16 protein-coding genes and 4 pseudogenes are annotated in these 13,951 nt (G+C 60.8%); 7 read left to right on the top strand and 13 right to left on the bottom strand.

The features are described 5' to 3' along the window. Positions 1 to 7: 7 nt before the first annotated feature. The 6 genes and pseudogenes from B9Z03_RS11460 to B9Z03_RS11435 all read right to left on the bottom strand — a co-directional run. Positions 8 to 757 carry an amino acid ABC transporter ATP-binding protein gene (locus B9Z03_RS11460; protein ID WP_085464326.1) on the bottom strand — a complete coding sequence of 250 codons (750 nt, stop codon included), beginning with the start codon at positions 755 to 757 and terminating at the stop codon, positions 8 to 10. 23 nt (positions 758 to 780) lie between these two features. After that, complete coding sequence (ehuD, locus tag B9Z03_RS11455; protein WP_085464325.1) at positions 781 to 1,440, bottom strand: ectoine/hydroxyectoine ABC transporter permease subunit EhuD; 660 nt, start codon at positions 1,438 to 1,440, stop codon at positions 781 to 783. Beyond that, complete coding sequence (locus B9Z03_RS11450) at positions 1,430 to 2,089, bottom strand: amino acid ABC transporter permease (protein WP_085467611.1); 660 nt, start codon at positions 2,087 to 2,089, stop codon at positions 1,430 to 1,432. The genes ehuD and B9Z03_RS11450 overlap by 11 nt, the downstream gene beginning before the upstream one ends. Before the next feature lie 8 nt (positions 2,090 to 2,097). Beyond that, a complete protein-coding gene (ehuB, locus tag B9Z03_RS11445; RefSeq protein ID WP_085464324.1) occupies positions 2,098 to 2,973 on the bottom strand; it encodes an ectoine/hydroxyectoine ABC transporter substrate-binding protein EhuB in 876 nt (291 codons plus the stop codon). Positions 2,974 to 3,343: 370 nt separating this feature from the next. After that, positions 3,344 to 3,904, bottom strand: a pseudogene (locus B9Z03_RS11440) (DUF2493 domain-containing protein); the annotation flags it as partial. A gap of 13 nt (positions 3,905 to 3,917) precedes the next feature. Beyond that, positions 3,918 to 4,250 (bottom strand): annotated as a pseudogene (locus tag B9Z03_RS11435) (integrase core domain-containing protein); the annotation flags it as partial. Between the two features lie 304 nt (positions 4,251 to 4,554). Between B9Z03_RS11435 and B9Z03_RS11430 the strand changes: the two are divergent. Continuing rightward, on the top strand, positions 4,555 to 5,019 hold the full coding sequence (locus B9Z03_RS11430; protein ID WP_085464323.1) for a hypothetical protein: 465 nt from the start codon (positions 4,555 to 4,557) through the stop codon (positions 5,017 to 5,019). Here the strand turns inward: B9Z03_RS11430 and B9Z03_RS29370 are convergent. The 5 genes and pseudogenes from B9Z03_RS29370 to B9Z03_RS11405 form a co-directional block, all read right to left on the bottom strand. Continuing rightward, positions 4,961 to 5,344: a hypothetical protein gene (locus B9Z03_RS29370; protein WP_139832232.1), complete on the bottom strand. Its 384-nt coding sequence runs from the start codon at positions 5,342 to 5,344 to the stop codon at positions 4,961 to 4,963. The genes B9Z03_RS11430 and B9Z03_RS29370 overlap by 59 nt on opposite strands. A 47-nt stretch (positions 5,345 to 5,391) precedes the next feature. Further along, entirely contained in the window at positions 5,392 to 6,291 is a 900-nt protein-coding gene (locus tag B9Z03_RS11425; protein WP_085464322.1) for an ArdC family protein, read from the bottom strand. A 530-nt stretch (positions 6,292 to 6,821) separates the two neighbouring features. After that, the gene (locus B9Z03_RS11420; RefSeq protein WP_085464321.1) at positions 6,822 to 7,271 is read right to left on the bottom strand and encodes a Ros/MucR family transcriptional regulator; all 450 of its coding nucleotides are present in this window, start codon (positions 7,269 to 7,271) and stop codon (positions 6,822 to 6,824) included. A 727-nt stretch (positions 7,272 to 7,998) separates the two neighbouring features. Then, complete coding sequence (locus tag B9Z03_RS11410) at positions 7,999 to 8,184, bottom strand: type II toxin-antitoxin system TacA family antitoxin (RefSeq protein ID WP_085464320.1); 186 nt, start codon at positions 8,182 to 8,184, stop codon at positions 7,999 to 8,001. A 6-nt stretch (positions 8,185 to 8,190) separates the two neighbouring features. Further along, positions 8,191 to 8,310 (bottom strand): annotated as a pseudogene (locus tag B9Z03_RS11405) (IS3 family transposase); the annotation flags it as partial. A gap of 530 nt (positions 8,311 to 8,840) precedes the next feature. On the opposite strand from B9Z03_RS11405, the gene B9Z03_RS30015 reads away from it, so the two are divergent. The 5 genes from B9Z03_RS30015 (at position 8,841) to B9Z03_RS11385 (ending at position 11,345) form a co-directional block, all read left to right on the top strand. Then, positions 8,841 to 9,044 (top strand): hypothetical protein, encoded by a 204-nt coding sequence (locus tag B9Z03_RS30015; protein ID WP_210191364.1) that lies wholly within the window; start codon positions 8,841 to 8,843, stop codon positions 9,042 to 9,044. 8 nt (positions 9,045 to 9,052) lie between these two features. Next, the gene (locus B9Z03_RS30010; protein WP_210191363.1) at positions 9,053 to 9,214 is read left to right on the top strand and encodes a hypothetical protein; all 162 of its coding nucleotides are present in this window, start codon (positions 9,053 to 9,055) and stop codon (positions 9,212 to 9,214) included. Between the two features lie 413 nt (positions 9,215 to 9,627). Then, positions 9,628 to 10,182, top strand: a complete 555-nt coding sequence (locus tag B9Z03_RS30490) for a sunset domain-containing protein (protein WP_348529009.1) — start codon at positions 9,628 to 9,630, stop codon at positions 10,180 to 10,182. Continuing rightward, positions 10,145 to 10,618, top strand: coding sequence for a HEPN domain-containing protein (locus tag B9Z03_RS11390; protein WP_176247492.1), 474 nt, complete (start codon positions 10,145 to 10,147; stop codon positions 10,616 to 10,618). Before B9Z03_RS30490 ends, B9Z03_RS11390 begins: the two co-directional genes overlap by 38 nt. A gap of 421 nt (positions 10,619 to 11,039) precedes the next feature. Beyond that, positions 11,040 to 11,345, top strand: coding sequence for a hypothetical protein (locus tag B9Z03_RS11385; protein WP_176247491.1), 306 nt, complete (start codon positions 11,040 to 11,042; stop codon positions 11,343 to 11,345). 514 nt (positions 11,346 to 11,859) lie between these two features. Here B9Z03_RS11385 and B9Z03_RS11375 read toward each other — a convergent pair. Next, positions 11,860 to 12,073 (bottom strand): annotated as a pseudogene (locus B9Z03_RS11375) (ISL3 family transposase); the annotation flags it as partial. Between the two features lie 119 nt (positions 12,074 to 12,192). On the opposite strand from B9Z03_RS11375, the gene B9Z03_RS11370 reads away from it, so the two are divergent. Continuing rightward, positions 12,193 to 12,489, top strand: a complete 297-nt coding sequence (locus B9Z03_RS11370; RefSeq protein ID WP_085467609.1) for a helix-turn-helix transcriptional regulator — start codon at positions 12,193 to 12,195, stop codon at positions 12,487 to 12,489. Here B9Z03_RS11370 and B9Z03_RS11365 read toward each other — a convergent pair. Beyond that, positions 12,419 to 13,699 (bottom strand): tyrosine-type recombinase/integrase, encoded by a 1,281-nt coding sequence (locus tag B9Z03_RS11365; protein ID WP_085464316.1) that lies wholly within the window; start codon positions 13,697 to 13,699, stop codon positions 12,419 to 12,421. The two genes, B9Z03_RS11370 and B9Z03_RS11365, sit on opposite strands and share 71 nt — an antisense overlap. Positions 13,700 to 13,951: the final 252 nt, after the last annotated feature.

The following is a 13,951-nucleotide window of genomic DNA, read 5'->3' as shown; positions in this document are numbered from 1 at the left end:
CGCTTCCTCAATGCTTCAGGATCGTTTCCAGGAACAGGCGCGAGCGGGGATGCCCGGATGCGCCGAAGAAGTCGCGCGCCGGCGCGCGGTCGAGGATACGCCCGCCGTCCATGAAGACGACCTGGTCGGCCACTTCACGGGCGAAGCCCATCTCATGGGTGACGCAGACCATCGTCATGCCGTCGCGGGCAAGTGCGACAATGACGTCCAGCACCTCCTTGATCATTTCCGGATCGAGCGCCGATGTCGGTTCGTCAAAGAGCATGATGCGGGGATTGAGGCAGAGCGCGCGCGCGATCGCCACACGCTGCTGCTGACCTCCCGAGAGTTGCGCGGGATATGACATGGCTTTCTCCGGAATCCTGACCTTTTCCAGATGCGCCATGGCGATGTCCTCGGCCTCGCTGCGGCTTCTGCCGGTGACACGGCGTAGGGCCAGCGTGCAGTTGGACAGCACGGTCAGGTGCGGAAACAGGTTGAAACTCTGGAACACCATGCCGGTCTGGCGGCGCGCGGCGGCCGTCTCACGGCCATTAAGGCCGAGCGTCGTTCCCGCGAGGCGAAGTGTCCCCTCCTGGTAGCTCTCGAGACCGTTGATACAGCGGATGAGGGTCGATTTCCCCGAGCCTGACGGGCCGCACACGACGACGCGCGCGCCGCTTGCCACGTCGAGATCGATGTCGTTCAGCACGTGGAGCGCGCCAAACCATTTGTTGAGGCCCTCGATGCCGACGATGATTTCCGAATGTGCGAGCATGGCTTGACCTGAGTTTTCGTGATCTATCGTGTGCCGACTGCAAGCAGCCGCCGCTCCAGCCGCTTGACGCCATGGGAAATGACCAGGGCGAGCGCCAGGAAGATCAGCGCGGCCACGCTCAGCGGCTCAGCGTAGCGATAGGTTTCGGAAGCGATGTCGAAAGCGCGTCCGAGCATTTCGGGAACAGCCAGTACCGCCAGATACGGCGTCGCCTTGAGGATCGAGACGAAGTAGTTGCCCAGTGGGGCGGCAATGTTGCGCAGCATTTGGGGCGCAATCACATAGATGACGGTATCGCGCCGGCCCAAGGACAGCGCCCGGGCCGCTTCCTGCTGACCCTTCGGGATGGCGTCGATCCCCGCTTTGAAAACCTCGGCCAGATAGCCGCTGTAATAGAGGCTGAGGCCTAGGATACCGACTGTCATCGAGCCGAGGCGGACGCCGTAGAAGGGTAGAACGAAATAGAGAAAGTAGAGCCAGGCCAGCACAGGCGTCGACCGGATGAAGTCGATCACGAAGCCGATCGCGATGCCGGCAATCCCACCGGCGCGGCGCACCATCTCAAAGAAGAAGCCGATTGCAGCGGCCCCTACGCAACTGACGAGCGCGACACCAAGGGTCGTTCCGGCCGCGCTTAGAATCCGTGGCAGGCTGGACACGGCGAAAGCCAGATCAAATCCCATTGGCGCGGCTCCCTGGTGAAACAATCCGCGCCTCCAGCCAGCGTCCGGCAAGCGTGATCGGATAGCAAACGACGAAGAAGGCGAGGAGCAGTGCCGTGTAGATCGCAACAGGATTGTTCTCGACCTGCGCGATTTCCTTGGCACGGAAGGTCATGTCGGTCAGCGTCACGAGCGATACCAGAGCCGTCGCCTTCACCAGCTGGATCAGCGTGTTGACGAAGGTCGGACTCATCGCGACCAGAGCCTGCGGCAATTCTATCAGTAGAAGGATTGCCGGACGCGACAGGCCAAGGGCTGCGCCGGCCTCCCTCTGGCCCGACGGGAGCGCCTGGAGACCGGCGCGCACCGCCTGGCTGGCATAGCCGCCGGCGTTGAGACCAAGAACCATGGCGCTGACCGTCAGGGCCGACAAGGTGACGCCGACGACAGGCAGCGCGTAGTAGAAGACGAACAGCAGGATGATGACGGCGGAGCTGCGCCAGAACTCGATGACGACCGTGACCAGCAGTCGGGCGACGCCGCGCGTAAGATATTGAGCGACGCCAAACGCCAGCGCAAATGGGACGGCGAAGACCAGGCCATAGGCAGTGACCGCGGCGGTGGTACCAAGCCCTTCCAGGATGCCCAGCCAGATGTCGAACAGGCTCATCTGCATGCCTATGGCTGTCTGTTGCAGAGGTCGGCGGTGGTGACACCGGGAGGAACGGCTTCCGGAGCGCCGAAGCCGTATTTTTTCATGATGGCGGCGAACGTCTCGGTGGGTTTCAGCTTGGCAAGCTGTTCATCGTAGACGGCGCGCAGATCGACATCTTCCTTTCGGAAGGCGATCGCCGCGAAGTTGGTATGCGCTTGTCCGACGTCGAACGGCGCTGCACGTTCGAGCCCCTCTGCGCCCTTCCCCGCCAAAAGGCCGATGACCGTCGGCGACGCCATAAGGGCGGTGTCTATGCGGCCGGCACGCAGGGCGGAGAGATTCGACTCGATATCCGGAAACAAAAGCATGCGGCTCTCGGGCACACCGGCCGCCTTGGCGTTGGTGGTGACAACGCTGCCGCGTCCGGCGCCCATGATGATCTCTTCATGGGCGGCGATGTCAGCATAGCCGTGAATCTCCTTCGGATTGCCGGCCAGCACGATCGCCGCGTCCGGGGCCTGCAGGTCCGGCGCGCCGAAGGCCACCTGCTTGCAGCGCTCAGGTGTGATCGCGAGACCCGATGCCACGGCGTCGAAGCGGCCCGCGAGGAGGCCCGGGATCAGGGCTCCAAACTCGGTTACCTGGAATTCGAGGTTCTTGACGCCCAGGTCGGCGAATGCGGCTTTTAGGATATCAGGATGCCATCCCGTTGGTTCGCCGGTCTTGTCGTCGCGAAAGCCCCAAGGCGAGCGGTTGTGAATACCAATGACGATCCTGCCTTCCCGCAGGACGCGCTCTTTGGTCGTTTCGGCATAGGCGCCGCCAGCGCCGCTTCCAACCATGAGTGCGGCCGCCGCCATCCCGAGCAACGCTATCCTTGTCACGATCGAGACGCTCATATCACTCCTCCCTCGTTTGAACTTCAGCCGGCCGGGCGTTGGCGCGCTGGAAGCCGGCGAGGGCATACACCACAAGCCTCCTGTCTTGTCAATCTATATTGCTATTATATTGTGTTTCGCAATATTTTCGAGACGCCGTTGGAAGGCCTTCTGCACGACGAAGTGGTCCAGACCAGCCGCGCGTCTCGCTACCACGCTAGCCCGACCGGGCCGATCTCGGCGCCGGCCAAGACGCGGTGGCTGGGGGCGTCCCTCGATGGTCGGCATGTCGACGCGAGATGATCGAGGAGTGAAGAAATGGAGCGCACTTCCTTTCTGGTCGCCTGATGAAGCTTCTTCATGGCCATTGACTGGCGCAGATAGGCGGCGCTCACACACAGCCGACACGCCAGACCGGAATGCCGAGCTTCCTGGCCTTGTCGGCGAGGTTGTCGTTGATGCCGGTACCAGGGAAGTGCGTCACGCCCTTTGGCAGGATTTCCAGCATCTGGTCGTTGCGCTTGAATGGTGCGGCGCGGCTGTACTTGGTCCAGTTGGACGCAAAGCCGATCTGCGGGACATTGCGATTTCTCGCCCAAAGGGATGCGATCTTCTCGGTGCCGTTCGGCGACCTACCGTGAATGAGCACCATGTCGGGGTGCTTCGCATGGACCTGGTCGAGTCTGGCCCAGATCAGCAGGTGGTCATCGAAGTCGAGCCCGCCGGTCACGACGATCTTCGGTCCGGGCGGCAGGAGCACCTCCTGGTCGGCGCGCCTCTTCGCGATCGGGAAATCGCGGCTGTCGATTATCGCCGAGGTCAGATTGCGATGGTTGACCTTCAATCCGCTGCGCGGGAACCAAGCCTTGCCAACGTGGCGCTCCTCGTGATCTGCGGCCTGGTCGCGCACAAGTTTGAAAGCGTTCTGTCGCTCAATCAGCGTCATGCCCTCGCGATCAGGCGCTCTAAGTGTTCAGTCCCGGCATTTGATGGATTGGATCGATGATGAATCGATCGGGCTCTGAAGTCCATCGTTTGCAGATGGGCTCGCATAGCGTGAGGCCGTTTAGGGTCTTGAGCCTGCGGCCGAAGTTGTACACGTCGATGAAGTCCTGAGGATGCCGACGCAACTGGCCGTGGTCGTCGTAGTGGAAGCGTTTGACGGTGGCCTCCTTGATGGTCCGGTTCATCCGTTCCACCTGTCCGTTCGTCCAGGGATGCTTGATCTTGGTCAGCCTGTTCTCGATGCCGTTCTCCTCGCAGACCCGATCGAAGATATGGTGGAAAGCGTAGCTATCACAGGCAGCGCCGCGCCGCAGATCATAAACGCGATGATCGTAACATCTATCCAGCGCAATCTTGTTTGCGCCCTACCTCTGTTCACCTCTCGATCAGCCAAATCCAGCGTCCTGCAAAGAAAAGCCCGACGCGGTTTTAGGGACCGGTCGAGCTCAAAGGATTCGCCGATTGCTGTTTCCCTCGGCGAGTTGTCTTCAAACTGTCAGATCTATATTTCAAATCAATTAACCGGCTCGGCAGGGAATTTTACGTTACGCTCGTGGCGAGCAGAAACTCCCTGATGCGACCTGCCCTCAGCGGGGAATGCGGGCGTCACACCGGATCATCGAACAGGAGACCGAACAGCTCCGACAATATCCGCTCGACCAGATCTTCGGGCCAGCTTCACAGGAGCGCATCGCGCTCCTGAAAACCAACTTCTCGTCGGCGCACTATTGGGCCGTCGCGCGTGGCGGCGGGATCGGCGCGTTGCCCAACTATGCCCGCCTCGTCGGAGCGAGGCTTGAACATGTCGATGTGGGGTTCGCGCTCAAGGTCCCGATCTGGATCGCGATACACCCGGAACTGCAGAAGTCGGCCCGCCACCGGCGGCTGCTGGGCTGGCTCGGCGACTGCTTCGACGCCGACAAATATCCCTGGTTCGGCGAGCAGTCGGTCAAACCGGCAGCGCTTGAAAAGATGATCCGTAGTTCCGGGATCGCCGGCTGGTTCAGCGACTTCCTGCCGATGCCACCGTCAACCGAAGGCGCGGAACGCCGGCGAGCGTGACGGCCAGGCGAAGATTGCGGCGCCGGCGTTCGGAAAGCCCCTGCAAGACGGCTTCGGCGAACGCGCCAGGACGTTCCGCGACGAGCTTATACGCCAGGGAATAGGTCTGGTCCTGGCTTGGGAGGGTTTCGATCCAGCGGATGGTCCGGGCGACCTCGCTCAGGAATTCGCCGTTATTCACAACGACATGCTCTTTCAGAATGCAGGCGACCGGCGCGCTTTTGGGCCAACGGTTGCGGTAGCCGAAAGTGGCGGGCTTTCTCAGCGCAAATCCTGAAGCGGCAGAAACGGGTTGGCAATATGAAATCCCATCCGGCGCGAACAATTCTGCGCGCGAACGTAATAGACGGCGAATGATCTTTCCCGCTGGTATCATCCACCCTGGGCAAGGAGCCAGTTCGCGGCTTCCGACGCCTTCGACGCCGCGGTGAACACGGCCTTCTTGTCGTCCTTGAGGGTTTTGAGCCAGCTCGCGATGTATTGGGCATGGTCGACGCGGGGTTCGGGCGTGATGCCGAGGTCGCCACACAGGAACGCCGCGCCGAGTTCGGCGACGAGCTCCTCGACGGCATAGCTCTCGGTGCCAAAGCGGCCGGTCAGATCGCGGTCGAGCCGGTGCTTCGCGCCCGAATAGTGAACCAGTTCGTGACAGAGGGTCGAGTAGTACCCTTCCGCAGGTGTCGTGGTCTCAGTGCCGGTGAAGCGCTTCCGGGCCGGCATGCGGATGATGTCAAGTGAGGGGATATAACAGGCGCGGTCGCCGCCCTCCTCGATCTTCGCGCCCGTGGCCCTGGCGAAGGCTTCGGCCCGCGCGATCGGATCGAAGGTGGGTTCGTCGGGAAGCGGCTCGGTCGAGGCGGTGTTGAAACCGTCGATCTGCGCCGCGTTGAACACGAAGCTCGCCCGCGCCATCAGCCGCTCGGCGTTCACGCTCTCGCCGGTCTTCTCGTTAGTCTCGACGAATTCCAGCTTCTTGTAGACGACAACCAGCGACGATTTCTCGCCGCGGCGGACCTGGCAGCCACGCTCCTGCCACTGGAGGTAGGTGCCCCAGAGATTTGAGGGGTAGTCGCTCGCCTGCGCGCTCACCCACAGCGAGACGATGTTGACGCCGTTGTAGGCTTTTGCGCTGGCGATGTTGACGGGGCGCTTCACCGAGCCGCCCTTGTTGCGGATCCAGGGAAGCTGGAATTCGCCGGCGGTTTCGAGCGCGGCTACGATGCGGTTCGTGATCTCCTGATGGACGTCGAATTTCTGCTGGGCGCGGGCCATGATTGTTCTCCTTTCGCTTGTCGGCCGCGACCACCGCGGCCTGATGGCGTCCGGAAAGGCAGGGGGAGAGCGCCCTTGCACCCCGAAGGGGCGGGCAACGCGGAAAGACGGCGTATGCCGTTGCGAGGGCGAAAGCGCCCTGCCAGCACAGCCCGAAGAAGGCCCCTGATGGTGGGGCTCAGATCAGAACGGCGACAGGAGAATGACCAGCGCGATCAGAGCGACGGCTTCCGGAGGAACCCGCATCGACGGGCGAATGCCAAAGGCTACACGGAACCTTGATCAGAGCGAAGAAGATGTAGCGGGTCGGTGGGCGACTTAGGTGACGTCGACGACAACAGAACGAACGCGCCGTGTCTTCCTTCGCGTGGCCCGCGAGCGGACGTGCCGAATATTGGCGGCCTGGAGCATGCGCAGGACAGCATTATGCACGATGAGCCCGGCGCCGATGATCCTTGTCCTGTCGCTGGCGGAGAGCGGCAGGACGGGCAAAGATCATGATCGGAACGGAATGCGGGCGAAGATCTCGGTCAGGCGCCTGCGATGGCCTTCTTGCGGCCGCGCTTCGCCGGTGTCGGCGCGGGCACGGATTTCTTGCGTCCGAGGCCGAGCTTCTTTGCCAGTTCCGAGCGCTGCGCGGCATAGTTGGGCGCCACCATTGGGTAGTCGGTCGGCAGGCCCCATTTGACGCGATACTCGTCCGGGGTCATGCCGTAGTGGACGTTGAGGTGGCGCTTCAGCGACTTGAATTTCTTCCCGTCCTCCAGGCAGACGATGTAGTCGTCATGGACGGACTTCTTCACCGGGACGGCCGGCTTTTGCGGTTCGGCGGGTGCGTCCTGTGCGCCCGCGGACACGGCGACCAGCGATTTGTGGACATTGCCAATAAGGTTGGCCAGCTCTCCAGCAGGCACGGGATTGTTGGAAACGTAAGCCGACACGATGTCGGCGGTGAGCGAAGTTATCTGGTCACGCTCCATGTGCTCGTTCACAGCAAGAACTCCCGTCGTCCCTTGAGATAAAGATACAGTCGGTAGGGCGTCGTTCCGATAGACGGCTATCTGTCGGGACGCAATATCGCCGTTCAGGCAATTGCGAGAAACTGGAATATCTCCGGCCTGTCGGGTATCCGGTGGCCGGGTGCCGTCGGTTAGCGCGGCAGCCCCTTTTCGGATTCAATCCGTCGCCGCACATCGTCGCGGACTCGATCACAAACCAGTGATGTTCGGAAAGGGAGGCTACTAGCCGCGCACATCCTTGATCAGCTTGAAGAAATGCAGCGGATCGGTAAGCGATTCCACGTATCGAGGCGGCTATAGAAGACGCGCCCCGCATCGCCCTTGGCATGAACTGCGAGCCCCGGATGCCGGCAAACTAGGCGGCCTGATGCGTGCGCAGGACGGCATCGCGCGGCAGGCCAGCACCGACACCCCTGCCATTGGCGATGAGCGGCAAGGCGGGCAAGCAATCTGATCGGCACGGAATGACGGCGAGACCCTTGGGCAGACGCTCCGGGGCTTCGTCGTCCCGCACCTCGCCGACGGCCGGCGTACGATCGCGTCATCGGCCAGCGCGAAATCGTCTGTGAAGCGTTGTCTTAGCTGTTGGCGAAGGCGAAACGAGTCAGAAGCCGGTCGAGCGCCTCTTCCCCGCAGTCGAAACTCTCGACCGCATGTCGCGTCGACACATTCTCGAAACTGCAGACGCTCACGTTGGCTCGTAGACGGAGAATATGCCGGGCTCGTTGAGCAGCTTCCTCATATGCGGCATGTCGCAAACCGACGCGTCGAGCACCGAGACGACGGCTTTCCAGCGCTCGGCGCCGAGCGCAAAGCCGCGGCGGCCACCGAAGACTTCGGCTGCCCTTTCCAGAAGCTGCGTGGGCCAGGACATGATCTAATTGGCGTGGACGTCAAACTGCCCGGCCAGTTCGGCGAACATCTTCTCGCCCCTAATCGCGGCAAGCGCCACTTTCGCCTTGAAGGCCGGTCTGTGGTTCCAGCGTGGCCGTCTGCTCATGGTCTCCTGTTCACGGCATCATGCCGATCTCGCGCATAAATCCATTTGTCCTGACTGTGCAGATTTCCCGAGCCACCTTTTCCTCAAGCGACTAGGACTTGAGGGCAATAAGGAAGCGGTGCCGATGGACGCTCGACGCGATAACAAGCCGTCGGCCTCGAACGCCTAATCGGACAGCTTGGGGGTTCTATCCCGAGGTTGAAGCACAAAGACGGTGAATGCCGTTGCAAGGCCTCGCGCCTCCCCGACAGGACTGCCCCGAAGGTCCGCAGATCGTGCCCCTTATCGCGCAAAGGAGAGACCTGCCCGCAATCGACACGCTCGTTTGCCGGTGAGTAGCCGCGAAGGGGATGCCGCCCGGCACGATGAAGGCCCCGAGGCCACCGGGTAGGAATGCTTGCGATCTGCACGGCGGCGTCCCATGCTCCGACCATGGAAATGTCGAACGAAGCGGTACGCGTGCGCGAGATCCTGGGAGCTGTGAAGCCACTCGCTGCGGAATACTACCCGCTGCCGGCAAGCCGCTGGGCGTGACCGGCGAGGTCGCAGAGTACGTCGCCGCGACGACCATGGGGCTGGAACTCACCCCGCCGCGCACCAAGGGATACGATGGCATCCGACGGATACCGGCCAGCGACGTGCGCATCCAGATCAAGGGCCGCGCCTATGGCCCCTCAGCCGCAAATCGCAGCGCATGGGGCAGATCAAGCCCGAAGGACCTTGCGATACGGTGACGTTGGTCTTGCTCGACAGCAGCACACTCGATCCGGTCGAGATATGGGAAGCTCCCTTCCTTGCGGTGATTGCTCGGCTTGCCGAACCCGGCTCGATCTCCCGCAATGAGCGCGGTGCCATGGCGGTGTCGGATTTCAAACGGTTGGCGATGAAAGTCTGGCCAGCCTAGCCGCGGTCGGTACGGTGAAGATCACGCGGACCATAAACAGATGGCGGTCAATTCGCATTGCTAACGTTAGGGCGTGCCTTTCGCCCGGCCAACGGAAGGGCTCCCGGGCGGCGAAACGGCCCGCGTTCGCCGCTTCTTCCTTTGCCCTTTCTCCCCACGCTCGCCACGTGGCAGATGTACAGGGCACCCCTTGCCATCAACAAGACAACGCCAGCAATGGCGAAGCGGCGGGATCACGCGAATAGAATCTGAGTTCGAGCCAGCCATAACGCATGCAATTCCGTGATCCGAGCCGAGCTTTCCGCCATTCTTGCTGGTCGCAGCAGGCGCCTTCTCGCCCGCTCCATCCCCGGAAAACGCTACACCCCTCGTGACCGCCTTAAAATGCCACATTCCATTCAAGGAGGCTCAGCATGGACAAGATAGCCATCGACCTCTTCGGGTTCAGTATCCAAGCAGAAGGGTTAATCCCATCCTGTTGGCCGGTTGCCTCGTCGGGCTGCTGTTGCGCCGGCCCAGATTTTGATCCGGTGGTAACTCAGAGCTTGTTTACCCCCTTTTATTCCCTCCGATTGACGGTTGGGCATCGGTCTGTTCCCAATGCCCTCCAGGAGCGCGGCATGGGCAACGTAATCGACTTCCGGCGACATCGAGGCGGCACGCAGCCCAAGGCTGTCCACCGACACCACGAGAACCCCGCGTGGCTGCCACGGGTTGCTATAGCCGCCGCCGTGGCGGGCCTGGGCGCCGCGGCGATGTTCGTCGGGCCCGTCCAACTGGCGGGCCGGTTTGGCCTAGCTGCGGGATGCAACATCAAGGGCAACATCGCGATCGGCGGCGAACGCATTTATCATGTGCCCGGCCAATCCTACTATTCCGATACACGGGTGAGCCCAATGCGCGGCGAGCGCTGGTTTTGCAGCGAAGCGGATGCCAGGGCGGCAGGCTGGCGTCGTTCCCGCATATGATCCCGGAATCCGAGGGGCAACACCCTTCGGCATCTTCCTTCTGGCAGATGCCTATCTGCATTCTGCGCAAGCGGTGGCGGCAGTGCCCAGGATCAGGATCGGCGGACCGGTCCGGCTGCTATGTTTCCACGCCTGTGAGCTGTATCTGAAGTGCTTCCTGCGGTCGAACGGCGCGACGATCGTCGTGCTGCGCGACATGGGGCACGACCTCCATGAAATGGCGATCGCCGCACAGGCGGGCGGCCTCGCTGTCAAACCTGATACCCTGAGGCGGTTGGCCGAGCTCGCCGAGCGCAATGACTATGTGCGGGCGCGATACGTGGTCTCGGACGTTCAAGGCGACCTCAAGCCGCGGTCTGCATTGATACTGACGGAAAAGCTGCGGGAGCTCGTGCGACTTGCGCTTAAGATGGACCCATTCGGAAATCCTTCATGATGCTTAAGCCTTAGGTCAGCAGCGACAGACTTCGAACATCAAAGCCACGGGGTCTGGCGGATACGCCCCCGCGTTGCACCGCCCAGGCTACGGCGCCGTTCGAATGGCTGACAGACAATGGCAGCGTCTACACTGCCTAGGAGACGCGCGACTTCGCTATCGCGCTCAATCTCATTGCCTGCTTCACGCCCGTTCAAAGCCCAGGGTCGAACGACGTTGCTACATCCACGACTGTGACTGGGTGAAGCCCATTTTGTGAAGATCAATTCGTAAGAATCGGTGTCGCCGCAGAACGCTGCACTGAAGCTCGTTAAGCGATTGTTAATTCTTTTGGGATCGCGCTTCTGTTGGCGAGGTCGCGAGTCTGTTCCTTTCTAAGTAAGAAGTGTAGTAATCATCTATGTACTCGGGATCGATACTGATGATAGGTCCAGTCATTCGACAGAACGCCTGCGTTACCGCATTGTACATGCTTATCAATTCGCTGCGTTCATTAGATCACATGCAGTCACCGGAAAATGTCCGGGCGGCGCGGCTGTGGGTGCAGCGGGCCACCCAGACTCTCAAACAGGCCGATGTCGGAGCGAACGAGAATCCCTCAATCTTGAAGTTGCTCGATCTATTGGCGCTTCTGCTCGCAAAGAGAGCTGAGGGCCTTGCCTGCGGCCAAACCGCTCAGGTTTCGCAACTCAAGCGCACTTCTCAAGAGCGGGCGATTGCGAGATGATCCTGTATGTCTATGACGCGGTGTCACACCTCCCCGTATTCATGCTCAGAGAGGATAAGGTTTTCGACCTGGAAACCAATATTGCTGTATTTGATATCCGAAAGGACGAGTGGTTTATACACAACAAGCTTGCTTTTCCAACATGCCTGCAGAAGGGAACTCAGGTTTACGTTCAACCCAATCTTGAGCGGCCCGCTTATTACGTAAGGGAGCCATCGGCTGAGAACCCACTGCCAAACGCTTCTATTTAGGGAAGCTTGAAGAGGGGAAGTTCGTGAGCAGGTTGGAACTGGTGCAGTATGAGGCACTTTACCCTCTCCGCCGGTACGACCTTCGATGCGGTCCTTGGCTATTGTCTGTGCGCTTGGGTGCTTCACAAGCGTTGCGATCGCCCAGTACGCGCTGAAGCTCGAAACCGTGTCGTTGAAGCAACGCTGGCTATTGCTGGCTGGCTTGGTGACTGTGTTCCGGCGTGGAATAAGGGGCCTGTCGCATTTCTGGTGTGCTGTTGGGATCAGGCGGCGCCGATAAGTCGGACCTCGAGCAAATCGAGCTTGGCGCGTCCGTACATCTGTCGTCTGACCAGCTTGAGCCGCGTCCTGACCTTCGGTTGGACTGTTCGACCACGGCGAGGAGATGGCGGTGTGAACGGCGGCTATGTCCTTGCGGATGCCGTTGGCGAATGAGCCGACGAGACTATTGGCGGCGCGGTCGATCCACAGTGGCAGCTTCGCAGCTTGGTGCTTGTACGCCACAGTATCCTGCTGTCCGACATCTAAATTTCCTCACTTCCCTTTCGGGGCCTATCGCGTTCATTTCCGCAAGTAGACGAGTTGAGGAGACGATGATGGCTCACCGAAATGACACTCCAATCAAGCGGACCATACGTCGACAGCAACTTCGTGAAATCGTGCCCCTTGCCGACAGCACAATCTACGAAATGGAGCAGCGCGGAGAGTTTCCCCGACGCTTCGCTCTTTCACCCCGCTGCGTCGTCTGGGATCTGGCGGAGGTCGAAACCTGGTTGGCCACGCGCAGATCGGCGCCCATCGCCCGAGCGCAGTCGCCCGACGTCAGGCAACGGCGGACTCGCCCTGTTCGAGAGCCGGGTCAGGCGCGAACAGCGGCATCGAAGGCGGGATGAGTACCGGCATGCGCTTCTTTCCTTCGACCCAGGCTTCGACGATGTCCGACCATTCCTGCATCATATGGCGGCGCTGCACTTCGTACTCCGCCTTGTTGTAAATGCCGCGTGAGGATCGGCCATCCTCGTGCGCCAAGCACTTCTCTATCCAGTCGCTGTTGAAGCCCAGTTCGTTGAGCAGCGTGGAGCCCGTCCTTCGCAGGTCGTGCACTGTGAACGGCTCCAGCGGCAGCCCCTCCTTCTTTGCTTGCTCGACGACCGCGTAGGTGACGCGATTGAACGTCGCCCGCGACATTGGCGCATCCGCGTCATAGCGTGACGGGAGCAGGTACTTGGAATTGCCAGCGCAGGTCTTCAACGCGATCATGATGTCCAGTACCTGGCGCGACAGATAGACATTGTGTGCCTTGGAGCGCTTCATCCGCTCCTTCGGAATCGTCCAGACCGCGTTTTGAAAATCAATCTCGTCCCAAGTCGCATCCTGGAGTTCGCTTTTGCGCACCATGGTCTGGAGATAGAGGCGCATGCCGAGCCTGATGGTCGGCAAAGTCGCCACCTTTTCCAGCAGCTTGAGCATGACCCTGATCTCGGTCGGCGAGAGCGATCGATCTTTTGGTACGAATGTCGCGATCGATGCCGGCCCCACGTCGTCGGCCGGATTGGCGACCTTCTCCCCGTGCAGAATCGCGAAGCCGTAGATCTGTTTGAGGATGTCGCGAACGTGGATCGCTGTCGCCGGTGCGCCGCGGTCAACGATGGCACCGCAATGTGCCCGCAGGTCGTCCGGCGTGATCTCGGTCAGGAGCCTGTTGCGCCACCGCGGGAGCAGCTCGCGTTCGAAGATCGATCGGCGCATTGCGCGTGTGCTGTCCGCCATCTGCGCTGTGGTCAGCCATTTCTCGCCGAACTCGCCAAAGCTCTTCGCTTCCAGGAGACGGCGTTTCTCCCGCTGCTTTTCAATCGCGGGCGATCGTCCCTCGCTAATTGCCCGCTTGGCGTCGATGCACAGCTCTCGCGCCCGAGCGAGCGACAGTCCAGCCGGCCCGTACTTGCCGAAGGTGACGGTCTCGCGCCGTCCATTCATACGGTAATCCAGGCGAAAAGTGAGGGTCCCCGACGGCGTCACGAGCACATACATCCCGTCCCGGTCCGTGACCTTATAGATTTTGTCTTTTGGTTTCAGGTGCTTAAGGGCTGCATCGGTCAACATCGGGACTGTCGCCTCCAAAAAAGACCGTCAGGCCATTTTCGGGCACCATCGAGCCGCTATCTCTTTTTATTACAGCAAGTTAGACAGAAAAAAAGACCGTCAGATGGTGCTCAGACCCTGACGGTATCGAACGAAACTGGATTTGGCAATGGGGAGACGCACCGTCAGGGAGTCCGTCAGCTGCGATCCCTCCCAGCCGATAGTCCTCGAACGAAGCTGAATAATTCTATTTTTATTTCAGAGAGTTATGTC

This window comes from Mesorhizobium australicum (assembly GCF_900177325.1).
GTDB lineage: Bacteria > Pseudomonadota > Alphaproteobacteria > Rhizobiales > Rhizobiaceae > Mesorhizobium_A > Mesorhizobium_A australicum_A.
This window is presented reverse-complemented; position numbering and strand designations above follow the sequence as displayed.